Annotated in this window: 21 protein-coding genes and 3 pseudogenes; 16 read left to right on the forward strand and 8 right to left on the reverse strand. The window is 61.8% G+C overall.

Going from position 1 to position 26,402, the window contains the following annotated elements; genetic code table 11:
* Window positions 1–72: 72 nt before the first annotated feature.
* Window positions 73–591 (reverse strand): Hcp family type VI secretion system effector, encoded by a 519-nt coding sequence (locus GSQ95_RS00410; protein WP_017639168.1) that lies wholly within the window; start codon window positions 589–591, stop codon window positions 73–75.
* Between the two features lie 339 nt (window positions 592–930).
* On the opposite strand from GSQ95_RS00410, the gene hexR reads away from it, so the two are divergent.
* Both hexR and GSQ95_RS00420 read left to right on the forward strand, forming a co-directional pair.
* A complete protein-coding gene (gene hexR, locus GSQ95_RS00415; protein WP_017639169.1) occupies window positions 931–1,800 on the forward strand; it encodes a transcriptional regulator HexR in 870 nt (289 codons plus the stop codon).
* 74 nt (window positions 1,801–1,874) lie between these two features.
* The gene (locus tag GSQ95_RS00420) at window positions 1,875–2,096 is read left to right on the forward strand and encodes a PA3496 family putative envelope integrity protein (RefSeq protein WP_081594569.1); all 222 of its coding nucleotides are present in this window, start codon (window positions 1,875–1,877) and stop codon (window positions 2,094–2,096) included.
* Here GSQ95_RS00420 and GSQ95_RS00425 read toward each other — a convergent pair.
* A complete protein-coding gene (locus GSQ95_RS00425; RefSeq protein ID WP_178118377.1) occupies window positions 2,026–3,000 on the reverse strand; it encodes a LysR family transcriptional regulator in 975 nt (324 codons plus the stop codon). The two genes, GSQ95_RS00420 and GSQ95_RS00425, sit on opposite strands and share 71 nt — an antisense overlap.
* 138 nt (window positions 3,001–3,138) lie before the next feature.
* Between GSQ95_RS00425 and GSQ95_RS00430 the strand changes: the two genes are divergently transcribed.
* From GSQ95_RS00430 to radC, 6 genes and pseudogenes are all read left to right on the forward strand, one after another.
* On the forward strand, window positions 3,139–4,554 hold the full coding sequence (locus GSQ95_RS00430) for an acetyl-CoA carboxylase biotin carboxylase subunit (protein WP_158890719.1): 1,416 nt from the start codon (window positions 3,139–3,141) through the stop codon (window positions 4,552–4,554).
* Between the two features lie 13 nt (window positions 4,555–4,567).
* Window positions 4,568–6,373, forward strand: a complete 1,806-nt coding sequence (oadA, locus tag GSQ95_RS00435) for a sodium-extruding oxaloacetate decarboxylase subunit alpha (protein WP_158890721.1) — start codon at window positions 4,568–4,570, stop codon at window positions 6,371–6,373.
* 217 nt (window positions 6,374–6,590) lie between these two features.
* A complete protein-coding gene (locus GSQ95_RS00440; RefSeq protein ID WP_158890723.1) occupies window positions 6,591–7,790 on the forward strand; it encodes a site-specific integrase in 1,200 nt (399 codons plus the stop codon).
* The gene (locus GSQ95_RS00445; RefSeq protein WP_158890725.1) at window positions 7,787–8,926 is read left to right on the forward strand and encodes a YhcG family protein; all 1,140 of its coding nucleotides are present in this window, start codon (window positions 7,787–7,789) and stop codon (window positions 8,924–8,926) included. The genes GSQ95_RS00440 and GSQ95_RS00445 overlap by 4 nt, the downstream gene beginning before the upstream one ends.
* Window positions 8,927–9,233: 307 nt before the next feature.
* Window positions 9,234–12,209 (forward strand): annotated as a pseudogene (locus tag GSQ95_RS00450) (TrlF family AAA-like ATPase).
* A 519-nt stretch (window positions 12,210–12,728) separates the two neighbouring features.
* Window positions 12,729–13,234 (forward strand): annotated as a pseudogene (gene radC, locus GSQ95_RS00455) (DNA repair protein RadC).
* Between the two features lie 138 nt (window positions 13,235–13,372).
* Here the strand turns inward: radC and GSQ95_RS00460 are convergent.
* Genes GSQ95_RS00460 through GSQ95_RS00470 form a run of 3 tightly spaced genes read right to left on the reverse strand, consistent with a single transcriptional unit; the run spans window position 13,373 to window position 16,916 of the window.
* Window positions 13,373–15,352, reverse strand: a complete 1,980-nt coding sequence (locus GSQ95_RS00460; protein WP_158890727.1) for a DUF3732 domain-containing protein — start codon at window positions 15,350–15,352, stop codon at window positions 13,373–13,375.
* Window positions 15,352–15,861, reverse strand: coding sequence for a three component ABC system middle component (locus GSQ95_RS00465; RefSeq protein ID WP_158890729.1), 510 nt, complete (start codon window positions 15,859–15,861; stop codon window positions 15,352–15,354). Before GSQ95_RS00465 ends, GSQ95_RS00460 begins: the two co-directional genes overlap by 1 nt.
* Window positions 15,858–16,916: an ABC-three component system protein gene (locus GSQ95_RS00470; protein ID WP_158890731.1), complete on the reverse strand. Its 1,059-nt coding sequence runs from the start codon at window positions 16,914–16,916 to the stop codon at window positions 15,858–15,860. The genes GSQ95_RS00465 and GSQ95_RS00470 overlap by 4 nt, the downstream gene beginning before the upstream one ends.
* 801 nt (window positions 16,917–17,717) lie before the next feature.
* Here GSQ95_RS00470 and GSQ95_RS00475 point away from each other — a divergent pair.
* The 4 genes and pseudogenes from GSQ95_RS00475 to GSQ95_RS00490 all read left to right on the forward strand — a co-directional run bounded on the left by GSQ95_RS00475 (window position 17,718) and on the right by GSQ95_RS00490 (window position 20,387).
* On the forward strand, window positions 17,718–18,545 hold the full coding sequence (locus GSQ95_RS00475; protein WP_158890733.1) for a DUF932 domain-containing protein: 828 nt from the start codon (window positions 17,718–17,720) through the stop codon (window positions 18,543–18,545).
* Window positions 18,546–18,757: 212 nt separating this feature from the next.
* A pseudogene (locus GSQ95_RS00480) lies at window positions 18,758–19,078 on the forward strand (chromosome partitioning protein ParB); the annotation flags it as partial.
* 62 nt (window positions 19,079–19,140) lie between these two features.
* Window positions 19,141–19,350 (forward strand): hypothetical protein, encoded by a 210-nt coding sequence (locus tag GSQ95_RS00485; protein WP_158890735.1) that lies wholly within the window; start codon window positions 19,141–19,143, stop codon window positions 19,348–19,350.
* A gap of 722 nt (window positions 19,351–20,072) precedes the next feature.
* On the forward strand, window positions 20,073–20,387 hold the full coding sequence (locus tag GSQ95_RS00490) for a DUF736 domain-containing protein (protein ID WP_158890737.1): 315 nt from the start codon (window positions 20,073–20,075) through the stop codon (window positions 20,385–20,387).
* Between the two features lie 84 nt (window positions 20,388–20,471).
* Here the strand turns inward: GSQ95_RS00490 and GSQ95_RS00495 are convergent, their stop codons facing one another.
* Genes GSQ95_RS00495 through GSQ95_RS00505 form a run of 3 tightly spaced genes read right to left on the reverse strand, consistent with a single transcriptional unit; the run spans window position 20,472 to window position 23,159 of the window.
* Window positions 20,472–21,569 (reverse strand): hypothetical protein, encoded by a 1,098-nt coding sequence (locus GSQ95_RS00495; RefSeq protein ID WP_158890739.1) that lies wholly within the window; start codon window positions 21,567–21,569, stop codon window positions 20,472–20,474.
* 2 nt (window positions 21,570–21,571) lie between these two features.
* Window positions 21,572–22,876, reverse strand: coding sequence for a hypothetical protein (locus GSQ95_RS00500; protein ID WP_158890741.1), 1,305 nt, complete (start codon window positions 22,874–22,876; stop codon window positions 21,572–21,574).
* Entirely contained in the window at window positions 22,857–23,159 is a 303-nt protein-coding gene (locus GSQ95_RS00505) for a helix-turn-helix domain-containing protein (protein WP_158890743.1), read from the reverse strand. Before GSQ95_RS00505 ends, GSQ95_RS00500 begins: the two co-directional genes overlap by 20 nt.
* 284 nt (window positions 23,160–23,443) lie before the next feature.
* Between GSQ95_RS00505 and GSQ95_RS00510 the strand changes: the two genes are divergently transcribed.
* The 4 genes from GSQ95_RS00510 to GSQ95_RS00525 all read left to right on the forward strand — a co-directional run bounded on the left by GSQ95_RS00510 (window position 23,444) and on the right by GSQ95_RS00525 (window position 26,173).
* Window positions 23,444–23,794, forward strand: coding sequence for a DUF2958 domain-containing protein (locus GSQ95_RS00510; RefSeq protein WP_158890745.1), 351 nt, complete (start codon window positions 23,444–23,446; stop codon window positions 23,792–23,794).
* A 337-nt stretch (window positions 23,795–24,131) separates the two neighbouring features.
* Window positions 24,132–24,920, forward strand: a complete 789-nt coding sequence (locus GSQ95_RS00515; protein ID WP_158890747.1) for a DUF2285 domain-containing protein — start codon at window positions 24,132–24,134, stop codon at window positions 24,918–24,920.
* Window positions 24,921–25,004: 84 nt separating this feature from the next.
* A complete protein-coding gene (locus GSQ95_RS00520) occupies window positions 25,005–25,289 on the forward strand; it encodes an AlpA family transcriptional regulator (protein WP_026069907.1) in 285 nt (94 codons plus the stop codon).
* A gap of 26 nt (window positions 25,290–25,315) precedes the next feature.
* Window positions 25,316–26,173: a replication initiator protein A gene (locus GSQ95_RS00525; RefSeq protein ID WP_178118376.1), complete on the forward strand. Its 858-nt coding sequence runs from the start codon at window positions 25,316–25,318 to the stop codon at window positions 26,171–26,173.
* Window positions 26,174–26,402 lie beyond the last annotated feature (229 nt).

Genomic DNA, 26,402 nt, shown 5'->3' on the forward strand with positions numbered 1-26,402 from the left:
GGTAGAAGGAGCGCCAAACCGGACGGATGGGAGGCGAGGCGGGGGTTCGGGGGAAGGCGTGGGAGCGGCGCCTCAGGCGGCGATCGGCGAGCGCCAGTCATCGGAACCGGAGGTACCGGAGACCTCGTGGGTCCAGACGATCTTGCGGTAGGTGAAGTAGACGTCTTCCAGGTGGGTGAAGTGCGCCATGCTCGGGTCCTGGCAGTTGGGCATGCGCGACTGGACGTCGACGATGATGGCGTCCTCCAGTTCGATGGTGAAGTAGTGCTCCTGGGTGCCGGTGGCCGAGGTGCGGTACCACTCCAGGCGGCACTTGCCGAGGCGTTCGCCGGAGGTGAGGGCATTGAAGATTAGCGGCGAGGCCTTGTCGAAGACCTTGGTGATCATCAGCGGCTTGTGCACGCGCTGGCCGGTGGGCTGACCCGACTGGGGATCGCGGGGAATGATCACCTGGTGATTGAAGGCCTGGACCAGGATCTGGTCTTCGTGGCCTTCCTGGAAGATGTTGCCGACCGAGTCTTCGGTAAAGGTGCCGGCGGTGATCAGGCCTTGCTTGGTGCCTTCGAGGGACAGATACGCGGGGGTTGGCATGGTGCTCTCCTTGCCTGGTGATAGGGCTTCATGGCCCGGGTACCAGGTCTTAACAAAGGCCGCGCCAGAACCGAAAAATCCTTTCTGATCAGTGACTTGTAAAAGGACTACAAGACGGGGGCGGACTACTGTGCGCCATTGCTCGGGAATCTGCGCAAGGCCTTGCGCAGAGCGGTTCAAAAGCTGCTCGGGCTCAGGTAGTCGCCTGTCCGGGCGACTACCAAGTACTGGCGCGAGGGCGAAAAAGACCCTGCTGAATCGTAATGACCAAGAGCCTTGGCGATCGTTATGTAGTATAAGTGCGACGCACTACATCCGCCCGCTAGACGAGATACGCCTGTGAACCTCATGCAACACATTGCTCAATCCCGCCACCTGCTGCGCAAGTCGGAGCTCAAGGTCGCCGAGCAGGTCATGGTGGATCCGGCTGCCGTCATGCACAGCTCCATGGCCGACCTCGCCCACAACGTCGGCGTGAGCGAACCCACCATCGTGCGTTTCTGCCGGGCCATCGGTTGCGATGGCTTCCAGGATCTCAAGCTGCGCCTGGCGCAGAGCCTGGCGGCGGGGGCCAGTTTCGGCCAGTTCGCCATCCACGAGAACGATGCGGTGGAAGACTTCAGCTTGAAGATCTTCGACACCACCCTGCACACCCTCATGGACGTGCGCGAGCGCCTGGACATGCGGGCGCTGGAAACGGCCATCGAGGCGATCGCCAAGGCCCAACGGGTGATGTTCTACGGCTTCGGCGCCTCGGGTTCGGTGGCCAACGACGCCCAGCACAAGTTCTTTCGCCTGCAGCTCAGCGCCACCGCCTATTCCGATCCGCACATGCAGGCCATGTCGGCGGCGACCCTGACACCGTCCGATGCGGCCATCTGCATCTCCCAGTCGGGGCGTTCCAAGGACCTGCTGATCACCGCCAATCTGGTGCGCGACAACGGCGCGGCGCTGATCACCATCTGCCCGGGCCAGACGCCGCTGGCCGACCTGTCCACGGTCAACATCGCCATCGACGTGCACGAAGACACCGACATCTATGTGCCCCTGACCTCGCGCATCGCCCACCTGGTGGTGATCGATGTACTGGCCATGGGCGTGGCCATGTCCCGTGGTCCGGCGCTGGTCGAGCATCTCAAGAGCGTGAAGCGCAGCCTGCGCAGTCTGCGGCTGTCGTCGAAGTCGACCAAGCACAGCGACACCCAATAGTCGTCTCGCTGTCGCCAAACCGTCACCTGTTGGGGTGAAGCTGCCCATTCCGATCCCAGCCCGGAGGAATTGGCATGACCGCTCTCATCCAGCAATCCAGCGTTCGTCTCGACAGCAAGACTCGCAGAAAGCTCCAGGATCAACGGCGGATGAAATTCCGCCGAGCCATCGAGGCCCGAGCCGAGGAACAGCGGCTTGCCGTGGAACTCGATGAACTGCTGTTTCTCAATCAGCTGCTGGACGAGCGCCAGGCCCAGCGCCGGCAGCAGGCTCCAGGGCAATACCTAACGCATTGATCAGGCTGCGCTGGCCGCGCAGATAGTCGACGAAAGCCTGGGCCACCGGCGACAGCGGCTTGCCGCGGACCTGGACCACGCACCAGGAACGGCGCAACGGCAGCTCGGCGACGTCCAGCTCGACCAGGCTGCCGGCGGCGAGATCGCTGCGAATGGCCTGGCGCGGCAGCAGGGCCAGCCCGAGTCCGGCGCGGACCGCCTCGCGTTGCGCTTCGAAGGCGCCGATCTCCAGCTGTTCGGCGAAGTGCGCGCGCTTCTGCTTGAGGTAGTCCTCGCAGGCCTGGCGCGTGCCGGAGCCGACCTCGCGCACCAGCAGCGGATAGGCCGTCAGATCACGCAGGCTCAGGCCATGGCGGCCGGCCAGGGCATGGCCCGGGCGCGCCACGGCGACGATGGCGTTGTCCAGCAAGGGCAGGAAATCCAGATCCGCGCCACTCGGCACCCCCGACATCAGCGCCACGTCCTCGCGATTCTCCGTCAGCCGACGCAGCACCCGGGCATGGTTGCCCACGGTCAGCGCCAGGTCGACCTGGGGATGGCTGCTGCGGAACTGGCTGAACAAGTGCGGCGCCAGGTATTGGGCGCTGCTTTCCACCCCCAGGCGCAGCTGGCCGTGCAGGGCGCCGCGCAGATTCGACAGCTGCATGTCCAGGCTGCCCAGCCGGGCGAAGAGATCGCGACCGGTCTGGCGCAGGGCCTCGCCGGCCTCGGTGAGGTAGAGGGTGCGATTGAGGTAGTTGAACAGGGGCGCACCCACCACCTCTTCGAGCTGACGCACCTGCAGGCTCACCGCCGGCTGGGTCAGCGCCATGATGTCGGCCGCCCGGCTGTAGGAGCAGGCCTCGCAGACGGGCTCGAACACCTGCAACTGGCGAAAGGTGAGTCGCATCAACGGCTTGCGCATGGGCATCGGCGAGATCCATAAGGAATGACTTATGGAGTATCCAACAATTATTTATTTTCCATAAGAGAGGCCCTGGCGTAGCTTCAGGTCACCGGCAATAACAAGCGGCTGCAGGCTGCAGCAGACAAGGAGCCAGGTGTGATCAAGAAGATACTTATCGCCAATCGGGGCGAGATCGCCGTGCGCATCGTGCGTGCCTGTGCCGAGATGGGCATTCGCTCGGTAGCGGTCTACTCCGACGCCGATCGCCAGGCGCTCCACGTGAAACGTGCCGACGAGGCCCATGGGATCGGCAGCGATCCGCTGGAGGGCTATCTCAATCCGCGCAAGCTGGTGAACCTCGCCGTGGAGACCGGCTGCGATGCCCTGCATCCCGGCTATGGCTTCCTTTCCGAAAATGCCGAACTGGCGGAAATCTGCGCCCAGCGCGGCATTCGCTTCATCGGACCGTCCGCCGAGGTCATCCGTCGCATGGGCGACAAGACCGAGGCGCGGCGCAGCATGATCGCCGCCGGCGTGCCCTGCACCCCCGGCACCGAGGGCAACGTGGCGGACATCGCCGAGGCCCTGCGCGAAGGCGATCGTATCGGTTATCCGGTGATGCTCAAGGCTACCTCCGGCGGGGGCGGACGGGGTATCCGCCGCTGCAACTCCCGCGAGGAACTGGAGCAGGCCTATCCACGGGTGATCTCTGAGGCGACCAAGGCCTTCGGCTCGGCCGAGGTGTTCCTCGAGAAGTGCATCGTCAATCCCAAGCACATCGAGGCGCAGATCCTCGCCGACAGCCACGGCAATACCGTGCACCTGTTCGAGCGTGACTGCTCCATCCAGCGGCGCAACCAGAAGCTGATCGAGATCGCGCCCAGCCCCCAGCTGACCCCCGAGCAGCGCGCCTATATCGGCGACCTGGCGGTGCGCGCGGCCAAGGCGGTGGGTTACGAGAACGCCGGTACCGTGGAATTCCTGCTCGCCGAGGGCGAGGTGTATTTCATGGAGATGAACACCCGGGTGCAGGTGGAGCACACCATCACCGAGGAAATCACCGGCATCGACATCGTGCGCGAGCAGATCCGCATCGCCTCGGGGCTGCCGCTGTCCTTCGCCCAGGAAGACGTCCTGCACCGTGGTTTCGCCCTGCAGTTCCGCATCAATGCCGAGGACCCGAAGAACAACTTCCTGCCGAGCTTCGGCAAGATCACCCGCTACTACGCGCCGGGCGGACCGGGGGTGCGCACCGACACGGCCATCTACACCGGCTACGTGATCCCGCCGTACTACGACTCCATGTGCCTCAAGCTGATCGTCTGGGCGCTGACCTGGGAAGAGGCCATGGATCGCGGCCTGCGCGCCCTGGACGACATGCGTGTGCAGGGGGTAAAGACCACCGCGCCCTATTACCAGGCCATCCTGCGCGATCCGGAATTCCGCAGCGGGCGCTTCAACACCAGCTTCGTGGAAAGCCATCCGGAGCTGACCCAGTACTCGATCAAGCGCAACCCGACGCACCTGGCCATTGCCATAGCCGCCGCCATCGCCGCCCACGCCGGTCTGTAAGGACGACAGAACAATGAAAAGCATCCAGATCACCGACACCATCCTGCGCGACGCCCACCAATCGCTGCTGGCGACCCGCATGCGCACCGAAGACATGCTGCCGATCTGCGCCAAGCTCGACCAGGTCGGCTACTGGTCGCTGGAAGTCTGGGGCGGCGCCACCTTCGACGCCTGCGTGCGCTTCCTCAAGGAAGATCCCTGGGAGCGTCTGCGCCAGTTGCGCCAGGCACTGCCCAACACCCGGCTGCAGATGCTGCTGCGCGGCCAGAATCTGCTCGGCTACCGGCACTACAGCGACGACGTGGTCGAGGCCTTCGTCGAGCGCGCCGCGGCCAATGGCACCGACGTCTTCCGCATCTTCGATGCCATGAACGATGTGCGTAACCTGGAAACCGCCATCCGCGCGGTCAAGGCCAGCGGCAAGCATGCCCAGGGCACCCTCTGCTACACCACCAGCCCGGTGCACACGGTGGCGGCCTTCGTCGACCAGGCACGGCGCATGGCCGACCTGGGCGTGGACTCCATCGCCATCAAGGACATGGCCGGTCTGCTGACGCCCTATGCCACCGGCGAACTGGTCAAGGCGCTCAAGGCGGCCCTCAGCCTGCATGTGGTGGTGCATTCCCACGACACCGCCGGGGTGGCCGCCATGTGCCAGCTGAAAGCGGTGGAAAACGGCGCCGATCGCATCGATACGGCGATCTCCAGTATGGCCTGGGGTACCAGCCACCCGGGGACCGAGTCCATGGTCGCGGCCTTGCGCGACACGCCCTACGACACCGGTCTGAACCTGGAACTGCTGCAGGAAATCGGCCTGTACTTCCATGCGGTGCGCAAGAAGTACCACCAGTTCGAGAGCGAATTCACCGGGGTCGACACCCGGGTACAGGTCAACCAGGTGCCGGGCGGCATGATCTCCAACCTGGCCAACCAGTTGCGCGAGCAGGGCGCCCTCAATCGCATGAACGAGGTGCTGGAAGAGATCCCGCGGGTACGCAAGGACCTGGGCTACCCGCCCCTGGTGACCCCGACCTCGCAGATCGTCGGCACCCAGGCCTTCTTCAACGTGCTGGCCGGCGAGCGCTACAAGACCATCACCAACGAGGTGAAGCTCTATCTGCAGGGTCGCTACGGCAAGGCGCCGGGCGCCATCTGCGAGCAGCTGCGCAAGCAGGCCATCGGCCAGGAAGAGGTGATCGAGGTGCGTCCGGCCGATCTGCTCAGCCCCGAGCTGGCGCGCCTGCGTGCCGAGATCGGCGACCTAGCCAAGAGCGAAGAGGACGTGATGACCTTTGCCATGTTCCCTGACATCGGGCGCAAGTTCCTCGAGGAGCGCGTCGCCGGGACCCTGGTGCCGGAAGCCCTGCTGCCCATGCCGTCGGCCGATGGCGTGGCCGCGGTGGGTGGCCAGGGCGTGCCGACCGCCTTCAGCGTCGACGTGCATGGCGAGACCTATCAGGTGGACATCACCGGTATCGGCCTCAAGAGCGAGGGCAAGCGGCACTTCTACCTGTCCATCGACGGGGTGCCGGAAGAGGTGGTGTTCGAAGCCAGCGGTGAGTTCGTCGCCGAGGGCGGTCAGCGGCGGCGCCAGGCGGAGCGTCCGGGTGACGTCAGCACCACCATGCCGGGCAACATCGTCGAGGTGCTGGTCAAGGAGGGTGATCAGGTCAAGGCCGGGCAGGGCGTGCTGGTCACCGAAGCCATGAAGATGGAAACCGAGATCCAGTCCCCCATCGCCGGCACCGTCACCGCGGTACGGGTGGCCAAGGGCGACCGGGTCAATCCGGGCGAGGTGTTGATCGAAATCGAAGGCTGAGATCACTTCGATTTCCCTTGGGGCCCTCGGGCCCCTTTTTTGTTTGACGATGACTCCAGCCCAGCACTTCGCTGGACTGCGCCCAGGCCCGCTACATCAGGTTTATCAAGGACTTAGGCGAGTCCATCATATGCCGGTGCTTTCCGAAACTTGACCCGGCTTCCGGTCGCGTGGCTCCCATGTGGCTCTTGGAAACCGAGGTTTCCGAGGAGTCCTCATGGCAAGAATCAAACTCACCAAGTCCGCCGTCGATGCCGCCAAGCCTCAGGCGCAGGCCGTCGAACTCCGAGACACCGTGGTGCCCGGCTTCCTGTGCAAGATCACCCCGGCCGGCCGCAAGGTGTTCATGCTCCAGTACCTCACGAACGCCGGCGAGCGCCGCAAGCCCGCCCTGGGCCAGTACGGGGAACTGACCGTCGAGCAGGCCCGCGTTATGGCGCAGGAGTGGCTGGCCGAGGTGCGCCGGGGCGGCGACCCGAGCGCGGCCAAAGCTGCGGCCCGCAAGGCGCAGACCATGAAGGAGTATTGCCTCACCTTCATGGAGGACTACTCCAGGCAGCGCAACAAGCCCAGCACTCAGCGGGGCTATCAGGGCGTCATCGACCGCTGCATCATCCCGATCATGGGGCGGATGAAGGTGCAGGACGTGAAGCGCCCGGACGTGGCCGCGCTGATGAAGAAGCTGGCCCACAAGCCGGCCGAGGCCAACCGCACCTTCGGCGTGCTGCGCAAGATGTTCAACCTGGCCGAAGTGTGGGGGCTGCGTCCGGACGGCACCAATCCGTGCCGCCACGTCCCGATGTTCCCGGCCGGCAAGGAAACCCGGCTCATCGTGGACGACGAGCTGGTGAGGATCTTCCGGCATCTGGAACACCTGGAGGCGGAAGGATTGGAGAACTACGTCATCCCGCTGGCGATCCGCCTGCAATTCGAGTTCGCCGCCCGCCGCTCCGAAATCTGCCCGCTGGAGTGGGACTGGGTTGATCTGGAGAAGCGCCGAGTGGTCTGGCCCGACAGCAAGACCGGCGGCATTTCCAAGCCCATGAGCGAGGAAGCCTATCGGCTGCTTTCGACGGCGCCGCGCCGGGGGAACTGCCCCTACGTCCTGCCGTCGCCCAACGACCCGGCCCGGCATCTGACGCATGGCGAACACTATGGCGGCTGGAAGCGCGTACTCAAGGCCGCCGGTGTGCCACATGTCGGCACGCACGGTATCCGCCACCGGGCCACGACCGACATTGCCAATTCGGGCGTGCCGACCAAGGTCGGCATGAAGCTGACGGGCCATAAGACGGTGGCGATGTTCATGCACTATGTCCACACCGAGGACAAGCCGGTGCGGGATGCGGCCGAACTGGTGGCGAGCCGGCGGCAGGCCATCACGGGTGCGCGGCGCCCTGCGGAGGTGACGGCATGAAGAGGAAGACGCCTACGGCGGCGGGGGACACCCCCGCCGCCTTGCCGGTCGGCTACGCCGGTATCCATAGCGGCATTGTGGAAGTGCTCGATGCCGCCCGCCACGCGGCAGCACGCAGCGTCAATGCGCTGATGACCGCCAGCTATTGGGAAATCGGCCGCCGCATCGTGCAGGCCGAGCAGCAGGGCAAGCGGCGAGCGGGCTACGGCGAACAGTTGATCGAGCGGCTGTCCGCCGACCTGACCGCGCAGTTCGGGCGTGGGTTCAGCCGCCCGAACTTGCAACAGATGCGGTCGTTCTTCCTGACCTGGCCAATTCGCCAGACAGTGTCTAGCGAATCTTCTCCGGCGCCGGTGGCGCGTCCCTGGCGCCTTGATGAGCTGGCCCAGGTCTTCACGCTGCCGTGGTCGGCCTACGTCCGGCTGCTGTCGGTAAAGGATGAACACGCCCGCCAGTTCTACGAGGCCGAAGCCCTGCGCGGCGGTTGGAGCGTGCGCCAGCTTGATCGGCAGATCAACAGCCAGTTCTACGAACGCACGGCGCTGTCGGAGAACAAGGCGGCGATGCTGGTCAAGGGCGCCGTGCCGAAGGCCGAGGATGTCGTCACCCCCGACGATGCAATCAAAGACCCGTATGTGCTGGAGTTCCTCGACCTCAAGGACGAGTATTCGGAGTCCGACCTTGAGCAAGCCTTGATCCGGCGGCTGGAGGACTTCCTGCTCGAACTCGGCGACGGGTTCGCCTTCGTCGGGCGGCAGCGTCGGTTGCGCATTGACCAGACCTGGTATCGGGTCGATCTGCTGTTCTTCCATCGTCGGTTGCGCTGCCTGGTCATCATCGACTTGAAGCTCGGTGCGCTGACCCATGCCGACGTGGGCCAGATGCACCTATATTGCAATTATGCGAAGGAGCACTGGACGTTTGCCGACGAGAACCCGCCCGTGGGCCTAATCTTGTGTACGGACAAGGGACACGCCCTGGCGCGGTACGCGTTGGAGGGCTTGCCCAGCAAAGTAATGGCAGCGAATTACCGGCTGGTGCTGCCGGATGCCGAAGTGCTGCAAAAGGAACTGGAGAACACGCGGCGTCTGATCGAATCTCGCGGAACGATTGTCCCCAAGAAGCGCAAGCGATAACCGGGCGTCCCGGCGCGCCGCCGTCGGGTTCGCGGGTCGCGCCCCGTGCTTCGTGCCGAATCGCGGCTATTCCGGCGGTGACTCCTGACGCCTCTCTCCCAGCTCGCCGGTCTTTGAACCGCGTGCTTCGACTCCCCAAAAGGCGAAAATTATGCAGTTCGAGGGGCATGTTGTCACCGACTGCACGTGCCGGGACTAGCAAGAACTTCTAGAATGGCAAAAAGCCTCCTGGTTCAATGCGGAAAGTCATGAACTGGGTAAGGCCATCAGAACGGTCTACGACCGGCAATAACGAAGGGGGAGACGAATGATCGGTCGTGGATCTGAATGGCGTCGTTGGGAACCGCATATCCATGCGCCGGGCACCGTTCTCAACAATCAATTCGGTGGTGGCTCTGCTTGGGACACTTATCTCGAAAGCCTTGAGGCCGCGACGCCGAAGATCGAGGCGCTTGCGGTAACAGACTACTATCTCACGGACACCTACGAAGAGGTCTTGTCGCACAAAGCGGCGGGCCGTTTGCCCAATGTGCAGCTCATCTTCCCAAATGTTGAACTGCGCCTAGACGTCGCCGCCAAGACTGGCTTTGTCAATTTGCACCTTCTCGTCAGCCCCGAAGACTCAAATCACGTCGCTGAGCTGCATCGCATTCTTCAACGGCTCCAGTTTCAGGCGCATGGCGACACATTCAACTGCACCCGAGCCGACCTGATCTCACTCGGCAGGAAGGCCGACACAAACATCACCGATGATCGCGCGGCCCTTGCGCACGGCGCAACTCAGTTCAAAGTCAATTTCGACCAACTCCGTCGTGTCGTGCGCGAAAGCGAGTAGGCGAAAGCGAACATCCTCATCGCCGTGGCGGGCGCCGCCGGCGACGGCACGTCGGGACTGCGTCAGGCGTCCGATACGACGATGCGCGAAGAGATCGAGAAGTTCGCGCACGTCATCTTCTCAAGCACTCCAGCGCAACGGGAGTTTTGGTCCGGACGTCGGAGCCTGACGCTCGATCAACTCCGCGAGCGATTTGGCGGATGCAAGCCGTGCCTGCATGGAAGCGACGCTCACGACCAGAAGACGGTCGGCCGACCCGTCGAAGATCGCTTTTCGTGGCTCAAGGGTGGCCTCGAATTCGATGCCCTGCGCCAAGCCTGCATCGACCCCGAAGGCCGCGCCCATGTCGGTACGGAGCCGCCGCGCACTGCGCTTCCGTCGCAGGTAATCTCGCATGTAACGATCGCCGATGGGGACTGGGCGACCACTCCTGACATCCCGCTAAACCCGGGCCTTGTCGCCATTATCGGCGCGCGTGGCTCCGGCAAGACCGCTCTTGCTGACATGATTGCAGCAGCATGCGATGCGATAACGCCCGTGGCATGGCGCGTGAACGAGAACGCCAGCCCCTCATTCTTGGTCCGTGCTCGCAAGCTACTAGGCGAATCGTCCGCCACGCTGACCTGGGGCGGCGGCGCGACGGTCACGCGCTTTCTCGACGGTCGCGACGCGAACAGCCACCTGTCCTTTCCACGCGCCCGCTATCTCTCACAACAATTTGTCGAAGAGCTGTGCTCTGCGAATGGAGTGTCGGACGGACTTATTGCTGAGATCGAACGGGTCATATTCGAGGCCCATCCGCAGGACGACCGCGAAGGCGCCATCGATTTCGCCGAGTTGCGCGACTATCGCACCGCTCGCTTCCAGCAGGCGCGCGAGCGAGAGGCCGATGCGATCGCGGACGTCTCCGATCGCATCGCCGCGGAATTCGAGAAAGAAGCATCGATTGCTTCCCTAACGGCCCAAGTCGCGCAGAAGACCGGACAAATCAAGAGCTACAACCAAGACCTCGCCAAGCTCGTAGTCAAAGGCACCGAAGCTCAAGCCCAGCGGCACACGCAGCTAGGCCAGGCCGTCCAGGCGATCCGCGGGACGATTCAGGCCTACGGTAACCAGCGCCGGACCTTTCTTGCCCTGCAGGACGAAGTCGCCAGCACGCGCGCAACCAAGGCCCCGGAACTCTTGCGCCAGGCCAAGGAGCGCCACCAGCACAGTGGCTTGAGCCCGCAGCAATGGGACGAGTTCTTGCTCATCTACAAAGGCGACGTGGACAAGAGCCTGGCCGGCTACGTGGCTTGGGCTGACAAGCAGATCGCGACCCTTACCGGCCCGCCCGTTCCCGCGGGCGACCCGACTACGCCGTTCTTCCCGGACACGGTCGACCTGACGACACTCACCCTGAACACGCTTCAGGCTGAGATGACCAGACTTGAAGCATTGGTCAGCGCCGACAATCTCGTGCGAAAGCAGTATTCCGCTCTCTCGCAGCGCATCGCTCAGGAAAACACCGCTCTTCAGACACTCCAGGCACGCCTGACCGACGCGCAGGGCGCCGCCGCCCGCCGCAAGGATTTGCAGACCGAACGCGATGCAACTTACAGCCGGGTCTTCCAGGCAATCATCAATGAGCAGACGGCACTTGCCGATCTCTACGCGCCCTTGATGGCGCGCCTCACGGCATCGACCGGCACGTTGCGCAAGCTCGGCTTCTCCGTTCGGCGCGTCGTCGATGTCGGAGCCTGGGCGGCCGTGGCCGAGGAAGAGCTTCTCGACAGACGAAAGGCGGGGCCGTTCCAGGGGCGTGGAGCCTTGATGTCCCTGGCGGAAACCGCTCTTCGGCCTGCCTGGGAAACAGGATCAGCGTCTGACGTGCAAGCGGCTATGGCAAGCTTCATCTCGCTCTATATGCGGGACTTGATCGACCATGCGCCCTATGCGCAAAATCAGCAGGCGGAGTTCCGAAGCTGGCTAAAACAGTTCGCACATTGGCTCTTCGACACCGACCATATCTCAGTCCGCTACGAAATCGTCTACGACGGCATAGATATTCGCAAGCTCTCGCCCGGCACGCGAGGCATCGTGCTGCTTCTACTCTATCTTGCGTTAGACGATGCTGACGACAGGCCGCTCATCATCGATCAGCCAGAAGAGAACCTTGATCCGAAGTCCGTATTCGACGAACTGGTTGCGCTGTTCATCGCCGCCAAGGCAAAGCGCCAAGTAATCATGGTCACGCACAATGCGAACCTAGTCATCAATACTGACGCGGATCAGATCATCGTCGCCGATGCTGGCCCTCATCCTGCCGGGGGGCTGCCTCCTATCAAATACATGGCTGGCGGTCTCGAAAACGCGGCCATCCGCACAGCCGTTTGCGACATCTTAGAAGGCGGTGAGGAAGCTTTTCGCGAGCGCGCACGCCGATTGCGGGTTAGGCTGGATCGCTGAGGAGATTCCTTTACAAGGCCGGGCCTGACTTCTTGGCTAACGCCAGTTGCGTCTACTGGAATAGCGCAGAGGAAAATGGGCGGCATACTCTCGATAACCTTGGCTCGGCTGCAATCGTTGGCGGTCCATCAAAAGTTGGACGGGCTTGGTTTTTCTTGCCGAGCACCTGACGTCGAACAACGGTAGCTTGGCGAGAAATTTGAGGTGCTATCGGTGCGTCCCGGCGTGCCGCCGTTGGGTTCGCGGGCTGCGCTCCGCGCTTCGTAGCGAATCGCGGCCATGCGGCGCTGACCCCTGACGCCTTCGGCCCTGCCGGGCCTACGCGCTCCGCTTGTAGCGATCGCAGGGAGGCATGGGCGGCTTGCTGTTCCTTTCACCGTACCACGGCGTTCTCGCCGTGCAAGGACTGCGCGTGCTCGCACGCTTGCGGCCATGGCTGGCTGCGCTCCTGTGACGGCTTGCGCTGCGCCGTGAAGCGCCGGTTCCGGGCAATTCCGCCCGAGCAACCGGAGCACGATCATGTCGCAACTGATCCTTTCTCCCGATACTCCGCTGATGGTGCGTGACGGGCGTGGCCACTATCGGCGTGCCGACGCCGATCAGATTCTGGAAGCCGCGCGCCAGGTCATCGAACAGAAGATGCAGCGCGGCGAGGCATTCACTTCGCCAGTGGCGGTGAAGGACTACCTGCGCACCAAGCTGGCCGGCTTCGAGCATGAAGTCTTCGCCGTTCTGTTCCTCGATACACGTCATCGGCTGATCGAGTACCGGGAGATGTTCCACGGTACCATCGACAGTGCTTCGGTGTATCCGCGCGAAGTGGTCAAGGAGGCGCTGCGGCTCAACGCGGCGGCAGTCATCCTTTCGCACAACCATCCGAGCGGAATCCCGAGCCGTCGCAGGCCGACAAGGTATTGACGCAGCGGCTCAAGGAGGCTCTTGGGTTGGTGGACGTGCGCGTGCTGGATCACGTCATCGTCGCAGGCAGCGGTACGGCATCCTTCGCCGAGCGCGGCCTGATTTGACCCAGGGGCTTCGGCCCCCCTTTTTGCTGCGCCGGGCGCTGGCCGGTCGAAAACGCTGCCCCAGATTTCCGCGACAGCGTTTCGGAAATTCATGCGACCTGTGTGGAGGGTACGGGGCGGTCTTGCTGATCCCCCCAGTTACTGCTGATCGTCCCCCGGCCGCGAAGACCATGCCGATGGCACCAGGCCTTTACCACGCCACACCTCAACCAGGTGGACGTTTGCAAGTTCACCCCATACCTCTTCGTCCGCATGATCAAGCACAACAATCTGCATGCGGCCATCGGTACGACTGATGACATGATCAAGGAGCGTGAATACCTTCCTCACCGCCACGACATCTTCACTCCTCCATTCGGGTTCAGGTTCGACCGCGTTAGAGCTCTCTGTCCGACGCGCGGGAAAATAAACCTGACTTGGCTGGTCGTAGATGAGTAGTCCCGGCACTGGATGATGCGGCAACCTGAGGAAGAATCCCTGCAACGCAAGAGTCAGTGCCACATGGTACGCGAGCCAGTTCGCTCCACTGCCAATTTCCCAGAGATAATCATCTCGCGTCCCCCTGATGACCTTGACCGTCAGATCTTGAATCACCAAGCGAATCGGTGCGTCAGGCCATTCGCCATCAAGCTGTGGAATCAGGCGGCCTGAAATCTCTTGTACGGTATTGATGGCATTCTCAAGTTTTCGCCCGATCTCGTGTTCGGATACCAACTTCGCAAGGGTGTCGACCTGCGCCTTCAACGCCGCAATCTCTTCGCTAAGCGTCGATGACTTGTCTGCAGCTTCATAAAGCCGCAACGCTTCCTGCAGGCGGCCGAGGAAGCGCGAGATTTCCTCGCCGCGGGTCGTAATCCTGCGCGCCTCATCTGACTTTCCTTCTAGAGAACGAATCTCCTGGCGCACCGCCGCAAGTTCACCCAAGACGCCTTCCACTATCTCGCGCTGCCGAAGCGTTTCCCGACCCAGTGACTCTGCGGCGGTGGGTTGGGAGCGAAGTCGCAGTTCGATCCCCTCCAGAACCTCGCATAGTTGGTCAATCCTGGCCCGCGCGGCCTCACCCGGCTCCAAGGTGGCCATCGGCTGTGTCGATGACAGACCGCGAATCCATGAAGAGAGACTCAGACGATCCCGCTGAATGCGAAGGCCGTTGCCGTAGGCATCGGTACTTTCATCCAATCGTCGCAACTCATGCAACCGCCGCCTTGACTGATTGAGGGTTGCCGCCAAGTTGGACTCTGCTGCACGAAGCTCTGCGAGTCGGGTCATGATGACATCCATAGATGCCAGCGTTGGGATTGCCACCCTGGCATCGCTTTGCAAGGCGGCGCGCAACAGATCAACAGTGGAAGGCCAATCGTCGGGGACAACCGTGTCTGCCGGGAGCAATCCGTATTCAATGGCAAGGCGCACCCATGCAAAACCCTCGCGTTGCCACGCCGATCCCGATTCCCGCCGTGCCCTCAGCTCACTTTCTTTTCGTCTGAGCATACGCTGCACGCGATCGAGTTCATGCCGGGCCTGCAACACCTCTGGACTAACGGCTCCAAGGACGTAGGGAAAGATGGTCTTTAGCTTCTCGCGATGCTCGGTAGTGTCTGCCTTGAAGAACATCACGTCCGGGTTGGCGACGATGTTCTGTGGCTGAAACAAGAAAGCCATCAGGTCGCGGAAGCTGGGGCGAAATTTGAACCGGTCTTCGGTGCCTGGCTCGAACTGGAGATTCGATAAACCGGCCAGCCGATTCAAGAGTGCCTTGACGTTCTCGACGTTCTGATTCTTGGCAAGTACTTCCCGTGGCGGGTCGATCTCTGGTGCTTCAAGAACAAACATCTCACCGGAACTTTTCAATTCGCCAGGCTCCCGACGAGCCAACAGTTTCTGGCCTTCAACCGTATCGACGAGCACACCGAACCACGAGCAGGTCTCGCGAATAACGCCGACCGGGATCGCGCATTTATCCGATCCCAGGCAATAGTCGATGATTGGGATGACCGAAGACTTTCCGGTTTTCGACGCGCCGCTGATGACGTTGACCATTCCCGGCTCAAAATGGACGACTCGCGGCTCGCCACCACCTCGCGGCCACAAGATGACCTGTCGCAGTTGAAAGTACATCAGAACTCCACTTTGAGAGTGTGGGCTATCTGCTGATCGGATAAGTCAGCGAACCAGTATCCAATTTTCTCGGATGCCGGACCAATACGCCGAATTCGCTCGGACAACGACGGTGCTGTCATGTCGTCATGGGGTCCTATCGCCCACATCGTCGCCGTTGTCGGGTCTATGCGAAGCAGTCCCGACTGTTCGGAACGCATGAGCGATTCGAGACTGAGTTGGCGCAACGCTAGCGCGCGCTCATGAACGGCGAAAAGTTCCTCTCGCTGTTCACCCAACTTTGCCGCGAAAAGATGCAGGCCTGAGCTCTTATAGGTGCTCAGCACCATACCCAAGGTCGGAGCATGCAGGACCAGCGGAAGAACCATGAACGCCAGTGGCAACGTGGCCGCTCGGCTGTCACGTTCCTGAAATCCCAATCCAAACTTCCACAGCACGTAGGCGCCCAGCGCCTCGTTCTGAACAAGCGCCGCTTCGCTCAGTTGGACCTGTCGCTCAGTTCCGCTCATTCCTGATCATCCTTATCCAAGAGATCCTTGTGCTCGGAATGCCAACCAAGCAGTCGACGCTCGGCCAGATCGTTGAAACTCCCGTGAGTAAAGTGGCCCGGCAATGCACGGCTATCAAGTGGCAAATCGAGTATCGAGCAGCGGTTGTAGACAGTGCGGCCCTGAATGATCTTCGTCTTGTCTGCGAACACGTCATTGACTTCGCCCTGGATGGCGGCATGTCGCCGCACCAGTGACTCCTCCCAATCATCGAAACTGCCGTCGTAGACAAGCCCTTGCTCCGCCCATGTCGCTTTGTCGCCCGAGGTCCGCATAAAATCGCTGGCGGCGCGAAGCTGCTGTTCTTCCGTTGCCTCCACCAACTGCAACTGCCTGATGAAGATGGGCCGGTTCTTCAATACTGTCTGCGCATCGCTCGCACTCAGCGCTGCGGTGAATGTGGGGAGATATCCCGGAAGATTGTTTCTCTGAATGAAGGCGTGAAAATTTCTTCGGAAATCCGCGACGCTGATTTGCGCTGCACCACCTTGGCGGAGGCGTTGATCGGCCCACTCCTTAGCAATCCCGATCGCCGACTGGCAGATGATGTCGATTGAAGTCGCCGGAACTGTAGGAGCTAGAAGCGTACGAAGAGGCTCAATCGGATCCACGTCAGCGCTGATGGCCGAGAACCTCGCAACCAGCGCATCGCGGCAGGCTTCAGATGCGCCCAGGAACTTTTCAACATGCGCAGCGCACTTGGGTGGCTGCGCGCGTGCGTTCAGCTTTTTCTCGACATCTTTGACCAGCGCATGCGTGGCCAATGGCTCGCTGGCGGCGTGCATGGTCGAGCTGACTTTCCCCGTTCGTGGGGGTGTCACATAGAGCTGGAACGAGGTCTTGGCAGCATCTACTTTTCCCGACTCGATCAATTCGATCCAATTCGCCAGCGCCTTCCAGAAATCCTCAGACCAATCAGAAAGAGCGTTATGGGACAAAGCGCTTTTGCACTGCTCCAAGAGCAACGTCCCATCGGCATGGTGAACGGCAACGTCATCCAGCAACTCAAGCGACACGCTTGAATCCAATGGGCTACTAAGGAGGAAGTAACACAGCCGGACAGGCTGCAGTGCAAATCCGAGATACGGTCCCGGTGCACTGTGCTTGACCAGCCCAGTCATGACTTTGGGTTCGCGCGCATATGGCCGCTAATAGCCAGCCAGCGATTAAACGTAGGGTCCATTACGCCTCCTCCATGTCAGTGCTCGTTAACACATTGGGTGTTCACGCTTTGTTACGTAGAGATTAGCAGCAATGTCATGCGGATAATTCGTCACCCAGTCGGGCAAGGGCTATGCATGTCTTTCCGACGCGTGCGTCCCCGGCCAAGGCACATGGCCGGTCGCGCTGTCGTGCGCCCGACGCATCGAACCCCCTGCGGGGTTTCGCCCCTGACGGGCTTCCATCGTTCCCTCGCGCTGCTCGGCTGACGCCTCCGGCCCGGCTTCCAGCTTCGGGCCTGCGCGCTTCGCTTGCCGTGCAGTCAGCACATAGGGATGGCCGTTGCCTTGTCCAGCCGTCTCCCCTGACTTCATCACCTTGTCCGCGACTGTAGCCCGCCCCGTGTGCCGTCAAGGCGCGCAGGGCCGTGTCCTCGGCTGCGCCTGCGGGCCGCACCAACCCTGCGCTTGTTTCCTTGACGGCCCCCGTCCGCGCGCTCCTGACCGTCGCGGGCGATGAACTCAGGAAAGACGGTGGCAACAGGGCCAACCGGGTTCCTCGTGCCGACCGCACCAAACAGCCGAAAGGCTGGGCTCCGAATCTAGGAATCCGGTGTGCGGTTTGAACAGCAAACCCTTTTCGTCAGGAGAAATGCCATGCAACTCGCATCCCGATTCGCTTCCCGTTCCCCGTCGCTGCGTAGCGATTACCCGCTGTCCGACGATCAAATCCGCAGGGTCGCGCCGTCCATCTTCGCGGACGCCCCACACGAAAGCCGTTCCGAACGGTACGCCTACATCCCCACCGCGGCCGTGCTGGCGGAACTGCGTAAGGAAGGGTTTGAACCCTTCATGGCAGCACAGACCCGCGTGCGGCACGACGACCGCCGCGACTACACCAAACACATGCTGCGCCTTCGCCATGCCAGCCAGATCAACGGCGCGGAAGCTAATGAAATCGTGCTGTTGAACTCGCATGACGGCACGAGCAGCTATCAGATGCTGGCCGGCATGTTCCGGTTCGTGTGCAGCAATGGCCTTGTCTGCGGCGACACAGTGGCTGATGTGCGCGTTCCCCACAAAGGCGACGTGGCCGGTTCCGTCATCGAAGGCGCTTACGAAGTCTTGCGCGGCTTCGACCGCGTGCATGAATCCCGCGATTCCATGCGCGCCATCACCTTGAACGATGGTGAATCCGAAGTGTTTGCCCGCGCCGCGCTGGCCCTCAAGTACGACGACCCCGACAAGCCCGCGCCCATCACGGAATCGCAAATCCTGATGCCGCGCCGCTTTGATGACCGCCGCCCGGACTTGTGGAGCGTGTTCAACCGCACGCAAGAGAACCTGACCCAAGGCGGCCTGCGTGGGCGCAGCGCCAACGGACGCCGCCAGCAAACCCGCCCGGTGCAGGGCATCGACCAGAACATCCGCCTCAACCGTGCGCTTTGGCTGCTGGCCGATGGCATGCGCCAGTTGAAAGCCTGAATCCCCACGCGGCAGGGGCAGGCAGCAGCCCTTGCCGCTTCTCTCGCTGCTGCATCCCAACCGCTAGGAGTGATCACCATGAACACCGTTACCCAAAATCGAAACCCGTGCCATCGAAACCGCCGCACCGCTGGAAGTGGCCGACCCGACCAAGAACCTGATTTTGGTTCCGCTCTCGCAGTTGCTGCCGCGCCGCTCCAAGCGCAACGCACGCAAGACTGGCGCAGGCCGTGGGGCTGGACATGGCCGCATGGTGGCAGCCCACCGCAGACGGGTATTTCCAGCATGTGTCGAAGGCCGCGATTCTGGAAGCCGTGGGCAAGTTCGCACCTTCGCACGCTGCCCGACTGGCGAAGTTGAAGAAGGCCGACATTGCCAGCGAGGCGGAACGGCTGGCCGATGGTACGGGCTGGATGCCCGCCATCTTCAAGACCGAAGGCCCGGAAGCTGCGCCGCAGGAAACGCAGGAGCAGGACGCCCCGGAGGATGCCGAGGCAATGGCGGATGAACCCGCCGAGGCACTGGCCGCTTGACCCGCGCCGAAGGCAAGCGCCCCGGCCTCGACCGGGGCGCTTCGCTTGAAGGAGAAGCCCCCATGACCCGCACCACCACCAGCCGCCCGCACATGGCGGCGACCTATGCGCCCGACACGGTACGCGCCCGCCCCTGGCACGGCGAAGGCGACGTGCGTGGCTACCGTCCGCCCTCGGGCTGGACAGCCTGCGCTGACCTGACCGACTTGCATCCCATCACGGGCCGCGCCTTGCCGCGTGCCGTGTGGTGGATCATCGAAACCAAGGAATAACGAGCAGCACCGGCCCCAAGCCGTTCCGCCTGGGGGCCGGTTCCAGCGTCCAGAGCAAAATCGCCACGTCGCCGCCTTCGACCAGGCGGCGACGTGGCGGACGTGCAAGTGCCTTGCACGCCGTACAGCCATCGGCGCCCGCTGGCGCGGGCAAGGTTTCGATGGCGACCCGCCGCAATGGACGGGGCTTGTGGGGCTACGCCCCGGCTTGCTGCGGCAGGTTGTGCCAAAGCGTGCCGTCCTCGACGCTGGCGGTTCGCGCCTGTACGTCACGAAGGACGGTTCACCGACACGCCACCCGGCTTCGCTATGGAGCATCCACGCCACGCCTCAACCATGTCGTCGCAATCTGCGGCAAAGAGCGTCCTCGCTCGTCGTTGGGGTATTGGCCTTGCCCGCGTCAGGGCGCAGGCCGGTGAAGCCGTCATGCGGGGATGCCGAGTCTGCCACGTCTCCATTCGGGAGCGGGCGGCCGGTGCGTCCTTGGCTTGTCGTGAATCCTGGCGAGGGAACGGCTGCGCCTTGGGCTTCATGGCCGCAACCTTCCAGCGAAAACAATTTCCTCTGCGCTGCGCGCATTCCTCGCGGGACAAATTCTTTTCGCTTCCAGGCTCTCCACGGTGTTGCGACCGCTGCGCGGTGCGGCCAGCCCATCCCCCGCCGGCCGGATCACAACAAGGACGCACTGGCGCGACCTTGTTCAACCCGAAAGGAGAAACATCATGGCTAACATCGGCACCTTCACCGCAGAGAAAGACGGCTTCACCGGCACGGTCCGCACCCTGACGCTCAACGTCAAGATCAAGCTGATTCCCAACGACAAGGGCGACACCGAGAACGCCCCCGACTTCCGCCTTCAGGCGGCCGGCCACGACATCGGCGCGGCGTGGAAGAAGACCAGCGAAGCCGGGCGGCCCTACGTGTCCGTATCCCTCGACGATCCTTCGTTCCCGGCGACGGTCTATGCCCGCCTGATCGAGAACGAGGACGGCACGCACGACCTGATCTGGTCGCGCAACAAGCCCAAGGCGGCCTGACGGCCGCAGGCCGCGCCCGCACATACAGCGAGGCGCGGTGCTGGCTCGCTGCGAAACGTCAAGGCGAAATCAGGGTTCACCACGCTACTTCACCGGCTGAAGGCTAATCAAGGCATTGTCTGAAAGAGTGCCGAATTCAGGAGGAAGACGTGCCGCTCTCGCAAGGTAATCCGTTACGAGCACACTGAATCTTGCAGCTTGCGGGGACTCAACGCATAAAGACTTGGCAAATGTGAGACTACTGTCGCCATTGAGCATTGCGAAGCCTACTTCCCTCAATATAAGTGGAATATTCTGAACAGCGGCGGGGGCATCGAGAAGCTGACGAGCAAGGCGCAAAAATCTTTCCCACTCTGGCAACGAAAGATCTGGCACTGAAGCCTCGCCGCCACGTGCTTTCACCATTTTGTAAAGTTCGTTTCGATGTTGATATGCCTCCCGCCCACCGTAAAGCATGATCAGTAATGCTTCAGACAGATCGCTAGATGAGGCTGGATGCAAATAAGCCTTGAAAAGCTGGCTGACAATCAGAGCAACAGACCGGGAGAACAATGCGCACAAATCCATAAACAGCGCCATGTGTGATGCCTGAGCTGGGTCAAGTTCAGTGCTCAAACTTCGCAGCATCGCAAGGGTCTTACGACAAGCTTCCGTGGCATCTTCGATCATCCAATATGTGGCGCGTGCATAGAGAACACCATCACGCAGCGCAGGAAACTGCTTTGGAATGTTGTTGAATTTATCCCAAGAATCAAGCTGACCAACGTAGCTAGAAATAGCTGAAGCAGGGCCATGCACTGCCTTAGCATACAGATCAAATTCATCTTCCGAAAGCAGAATCACGCCTCGCTTTCCAGCCATAAGGCGATGATCCATGTTGATCATGCCGCCTTTCTTTAAAATACAAAACCCCTGATCAGCACCCATTCTTTCCATCACGCCAACCAGCCAAAGTGCGCGATTGACAGCGGATTCTTTCGCTTTGGTTTTGCAGTCAAACACTACAGATCTGTATCCGGCGAACTGATCGGGGATTGACGCAAAAACATCCAGATCGGTGACAGCGGAAACCTTACTTGCAAGCATGGCACCCGGCGCCACTTCAAGCTCCAGCTGAGGGAACCAACGGTGGGTGAGGCAAAATTGAACTGCCTTTCCCTTTTGATCTCTGTCTTTAATCATCGTTATTTCAGGAAAATTAGTTCGAGTTGCTGTTGCTGCTCTTGGGAGAGCGGCACTTTTTCTCGCTTCACCAAATCGCCGGATGCGATTTGCGACTCAACGTATGATTGATCTTTCTGTAGCAGCTCTCGCGTAGCTTCATCAACCTCTGTCCCTACTGCTGATCCCGCATCCACTAAGTCATAGGCAATGCGAAGTGCTTCACGATTCTCCGGCGTGTCGATGATGTGTAGCTCGCTGAAACCAGTGCTGCCGATTGGTACCAATCGAGCTACTCGCAATACGGTCAATTGCCGATATTGAGCGGTCGCCTCTGTGGTTGCGCGAGACAGCTTTAGATCTGTTTTAAGTTTGTAGAGCACTGCTCCGGGGGATCGGATGGCATAGCGATTAGGCAAAAACTGACCCTGCCGGACTGCTGCGACGATGGCCATTGCTTTCTCATAGATTTCTCTTTTTGTTGGGGCCAAACCTGCATTGCCTGGCGTTGGCGTGAAGAGAAAATAGTTGCTCCCGGCGTGAGGGGTGCTGATGCTAGGGGGGCGTACCGCACCATCTTGAGCAAGACGCTTCAGCATATTTATTTGCTGCGGAGTTAGCTGGACTCCACCGATCTCGCTCTGCTTCTCCACTAAGGAAAGTGGAACTCCTTGAACTCGACGAAGCGCATCAAGGACTACACGAACGTCACTTGCACCAGCCCCTGCCACCATGTCTGCGAATACGTCAGCATTCTCAGAGAAAAACGCAGGGCTCAGTGCGATGTTTCGTCCCCGAGTGCGATGGACTCGTAGATAAGCCCCCTCTTGGCCCACAGTGAATGCGCGCTCAAGAAGAGGCTTATCTGCACCAAGGTGACTCGTGAGTGAGTCTATGTTTTCAGGACTCTTGGCGAGGCGACAGAGAATCTCTATGCTGAGTTTCTCGGCTTCATTAAAGCCTTCTGTTGTACCAAAATCTCCGAGTGTTGAATAAACCTCATCGTAATATGGCACGTTCGGCACAACCACATTGATCGTTTTTCCGGTCGTCTGCAACTTTACGAATTCGACCTCGGCCAACAACTCTACGATGCGTCGAAGAGCTACAGATGGAATATTAAGATAGTGATTGGCTACCAGTCGTAGAGTTTCGTATTTCAGGGCAGGGAGCCCTTGAATATGTAGCGCCAAGCGCACACCCATGCCGACGGCACGAAGCGTGTCAAATTCTGGAACCTCTGTAGCACCAAGACCGGTTTGAATCTCATGCGCGCGAGCTGCGATATCAGCAGCAGAGGGCTGTTCCTTATTTTTGGTTGGTTTCATTTTTGCTCTCTATGATTCCATTCAGCTCTTGGCGGACTCGCGCCAGCAACTCGTCGGTCTTGCGTGTGCTATCGCCGGCATAGGCCAGCGTCAGCAACGTCAGCGGATGCACGTCCATGACCGCGCACAGCTCGGTCAGCTTGTGCATCGTCGGGCTTTTTAGGTCGCGCTCCAGCGAACTCATGTAGGTACGGCTGGACACGTCGGAGAACGCTTCCTGGCTCAAGCCGCGCGCTTTCCTGACTGTCCGTATGGCCGTCGCCAATGAGTGTTTCGCTGCCACCAACTTGGTTTCTCCTAGAAAACCAAGATGACAGCCCATTGCACCCAATAGGGCTACAATCTATAGTGTTCATTCCTGCTGAGCAATCCGTTTCTATCGTTACGGAAATCCGCAACCGTGTCTTTCCTGGCCCGCGTAATTCCGCTTCTGCGAATCCGTGCATGTACGGATTCGATGACTTGCGCCTTCGCGCTTTCCCGCCAAAGCACGCACCCGCTTCGGCGGTTCCGCGCATCGATGGAAAATCGTATCCGTGCATCCTCGGATGCGTGGGGATTCGGGCCATGACCCAGCCGCTCGTCACCGCTGAACAGCTGGCGGAACTGCTTGCCGTCGGCGCGGCACGCGCCACTGGCCGAAGCATCGACCCGATGCCGGCGGTGCGACTGTTCACCCCTGACGCGCACGCCACCTGGCTGCTGGCCGCGCTCGACCCCGCCGATGGCGATACGGCATGGGGACTGATCGACCTGGGAATAGGCATGCCCGGCCTGGGCTATGTGAAACTGTCTGATCTAGCGTCCATCGTCGGGCCGCGCAAGCAACCTGTGATGCGCGATCGCTACTTCCAGCCCGTGCGGCTGCTGTCGGAGTACCTGCGGCTGGCCGAGGAAAACGGCTCGATCACCGACTGAGCAGTGCCAGCCAACGACGGCGCATTCTGACTATTTCAGTCTTACCCAAGACCTGCGCGGTCTGAATCCGCACTCTTGCACCGAAGCGGTGCGCTTCTGTTGCAAACAGTCATGATCTTTGGCGCGGGCTGCTGCACGGTGCTCCATGCTGTGCACCATTTTTATGGCGGCGCAGCCGTCGCATTGAGACGATTTCCGCAATGCCTTGGAGCGAATCAGTCTTGACACCAGCAGTTACAGCCTACCCCGATTTCGATGACGACTTGATGGCGACTCGATAGCTCCTGCACGCCGGAATCCGTGGCGACGTTCCTGCTGAATGACAGGAGGCCGCGTCATGGCTGACCCGAGCGCCGAACACTGGTATCCGACCGCAGCGTATCTCTACACGCTGCATCTCGACGGCCCCGCGCTGGCGTGGGAATACCTACGCCGCCACCCTGACTACCGCCGCGACTGGCTGCGCCGGCGCCGCCGATCGGAGGCCGCCGCGCGCTGGGGACTGCGCCTGCTGGAAGATCCCGCCCTGGATGCGCGCGACGCACATCCGGCCTGGTTCCCCGATCACGATGCGGTGGTGCAGCTCTACCCGGACGCCGACCCGCCGCCCGACGCGGTGACCTTCGCGTTCTGGCGCATTCCCGGCCAGAAACGCCTGATTCACGATGGCAAGCGCCTGGTGCTGCTGACACGCTGGCCGGGCTGCTGCCTGCGGCTGATGATCGCTCCCGGCCTGGCCGATGGCATGGCCTACGCCTATGCCATCCGCGCCTGCGCCACGCCCTGCGGGCGCTATCAGGCGCTGGCGGCCGAACTGGACAAGCTGGCCGCCGCTGGCGATGCAGCGCCAGCGGGAACGGCACGGTCGCGGCCGGCACCCGCAGCGTTGCTGGAGTTGAACACGCTCCAAGCGCTCGATGGCACCCTCGCGGGCGCGTCTCTGCGCGACGTGGCCGAAGGGCTGTTCGGCGCCGATGCGGTCGCAGATGACTGGCACGCGGACAGCGCCTTGCGCGCTCGCGTTCGCCGGCTGGTGCGCCGGGGCGAAGCGCTGATGCGCGGCGGCTATCGCCGTCTGGCACAGCTTCCGTCCGTTGCACAGGGACGCGCCGCATCCCCTGCATAACGTCCCTGAGCAGGAAGCCTTGCTTTCTTGAAAGTGCCTCTATCCGGCTGCGTGGTGTGGCCGGGCTCGATGGAGGTACATCCCATGCGACCCGCTCCCTTGCGGCCTGCCGCCGCTGCTGTCGCTGCGCCCGTGCAGCCCCAACGCTACCTGACCAACGACGAAGCCGCCGAATACCTGCGCCTGTCGCCGCGCACGCTGGAGAAACAGCGCGTGATCGGCGGCGGGCCAAAGTTTCGCAAGTTCGGCCGCCGCGTCATGTACGCGGTGGCCGACCTCGATGCGTGGGCCGACCAGCGCAGCTACGAGGCTACGTCCGACCCGGAATACGCCGAGCGCCACGCAGGCGACTATCGCGATGGCCGCTGATCGTCGGCTCGCCGGTGGCCATCGTCATGTCCAGCCCATCGCTGCCATCGGGGCAGCGATCGCAGCAGCGGGAACAGCTCGACCTGTTCCGCGCGCTGCCGGGCGACGGCATGGCACCGCGCGACAGCCAGGACTTGATGGCCTTTCCGTTTTTCTCGCTGGCGAAGTCGCGGCGCACGGCGCCGATCGACTTCCGCAGCGGGAACATCACCATCCGCGTGGAAGGCACGGCCGAGCATGGCATCGCCACGATATGGGACGCCGACGTTTTGATTTGGGCGGCCTCGCAGATCGTGGAAGCGCGCGACGCAGGCATTCGCCCGTCGCGCTGGATACACGCCACCCCATACGAAATCCTGCGCTTTATCGGGCGCGGCACGTCCCTCAACGACTACCAGCGCCTGAAAGCCGCACTCGACCGGCTGCAATCGACCAGCGTGGCGACTTCCATCCGCGAAACCACTGGGCGGCGCTTGCATCGCTTTTCGTGGGTGAACGAATGGCGCGAGCTGGCGGACGCCGGCGGCACGCCGCTGGGCATCGAACTGATCCTGCCGGACTGGTTCTATGCCGGCGTGCTCGATGCCGCCCTGGTGCTGACCATCGACCCGGCCTATTTCCGCTTGAAGGGTGGCATCGAACGCTGGTTGTACCGTCTGGTGCGCAAGCACGGCGGGCGGCAGGAACACGGCTGGCAATTCGACTTCCGGCACCTGCACCGCAAGTCCGGCAGCGCGGCGCGCTTCTCGGACTTCGCCTACGACCTGCGCGTGCTGGTCGCGCGTCAGTCGCTGCCCGGCTACGTCCTGGGCATCGAGCCGATGCCGGGCGAAAGGCTGGAACTGCTGACCTTCCGGCCCGTGCCGTCCACGGCACGGGGATAACTGCGGGAAAAGGTGTGGACGGCCTCGTGCTATCAGGAGTACCGGGTATCGTGCTATCGGGAGTACGCCTATCGTGCTATCAGGAGTACGAAAACGCCGGAAAGCCAGTAACGGCGCGGGTTTGCGTCCCCTCTAACTTACTTAACTATAAATCTCTAACTTTTGGTAGAAGCGCGCCGCTTCGGTGGACAACCACGAAACGGCACGGCCAGGCCGGCTTTCCAGCAGG

The sequence above is a fragment of the Pseudomonas sp. BAV 4579 genome, from assembly GCF_009765395.1.
In the GTDB taxonomy this organism is placed as follows: Bacteria; Pseudomonadota; Gammaproteobacteria; order Pseudomonadales; family Pseudomonadaceae; genus Chryseomonas; species Chryseomonas aestiva.

Coding starts and splice junctions, on each gene's coding strand:
- GSQ95_RS00410 (WP_017639168.1), bottom strand. CDS start 591: ATGCCAACCCCCGCGTATCTGTCCCTCGAAGGCACCAAGCAAGGCCTG.
- GSQ95_RS00420 (WP_081594569.1), top strand. CDS start 1,875: ATGACCGCTCTCATCCAGCAATCCAGCGTTCGTCTCGACAGCAAGACT.
- GSQ95_RS00425 (WP_178118377.1), bottom strand. CDS start 3,000: ATGCGCAAGCCGTTGATGCGACTCACCTTTCGCCAGTTGCAGGTGTTC.
- oadA (WP_158890721.1), top strand. CDS start 4,568: ATGAAAAGCATCCAGATCACCGACACCATCCTGCGCGACGCCCACCAA.
- GSQ95_RS00440 (WP_158890723.1), top strand. CDS start 6,591: ATGGCAAGAATCAAACTCACCAAGTCCGCCGTCGATGCCGCCAAGCCT.
- GSQ95_RS00445 (WP_158890725.1), top strand. CDS start 7,787: ATGAAGAGGAAGACGCCTACGGCGGCGGGGGACACCCCCGCCGCCTTG.
- GSQ95_RS00460 (WP_158890727.1), bottom strand. CDS start 15,352: ATGTACTTTCAACTGCGACAGGTCATCTTGTGGCCGCGAGGTGGTGGC.
- GSQ95_RS00465 (WP_158890729.1), bottom strand. CDS start 15,861: ATGAGCGGAACTGAGCGACAGGTCCAACTGAGCGAAGCGGCGCTTGTT.
- GSQ95_RS00475 (WP_158890733.1), top strand. CDS start 17,718: ATGCAACTCGCATCCCGATTCGCTTCCCGTTCCCCGTCGCTGCGTAGC.
- GSQ95_RS00485 (WP_158890735.1), top strand. CDS start 19,141: ATGACCCGCACCACCACCAGCCGCCCGCACATGGCGGCGACCTATGCG.
- GSQ95_RS00490 (WP_158890737.1), top strand. CDS start 20,073: ATGGCTAACATCGGCACCTTCACCGCAGAGAAAGACGGCTTCACCGGC.
- GSQ95_RS00495 (WP_158890739.1), bottom strand. CDS start 21,569: ATGATTAAAGACAGAGATCAAAAGGGAAAGGCAGTTCAATTTTGCCTC.
- GSQ95_RS00500 (WP_158890741.1), bottom strand. CDS start 22,876: ATGAAACCAACCAAAAATAAGGAACAGCCCTCTGCTGCTGATATCGCA.
- GSQ95_RS00510 (WP_158890745.1), top strand. CDS start 23,444: ATGACCCAGCCGCTCGTCACCGCTGAACAGCTGGCGGAACTGCTTGCC.
- GSQ95_RS00515 (WP_158890747.1), top strand. CDS start 24,132: ATGGCTGACCCGAGCGCCGAACACTGGTATCCGACCGCAGCGTATCTC.
- GSQ95_RS00520 (WP_026069907.1), top strand. CDS start 25,005: ATGCGACCCGCTCCCTTGCGGCCTGCCGCCGCTGCTGTCGCTGCGCCC.
- GSQ95_RS00525 (WP_178118376.1), top strand. CDS start 25,316: ATGTCCAGCCCATCGCTGCCATCGGGGCAGCGATCGCAGCAGCGGGAA.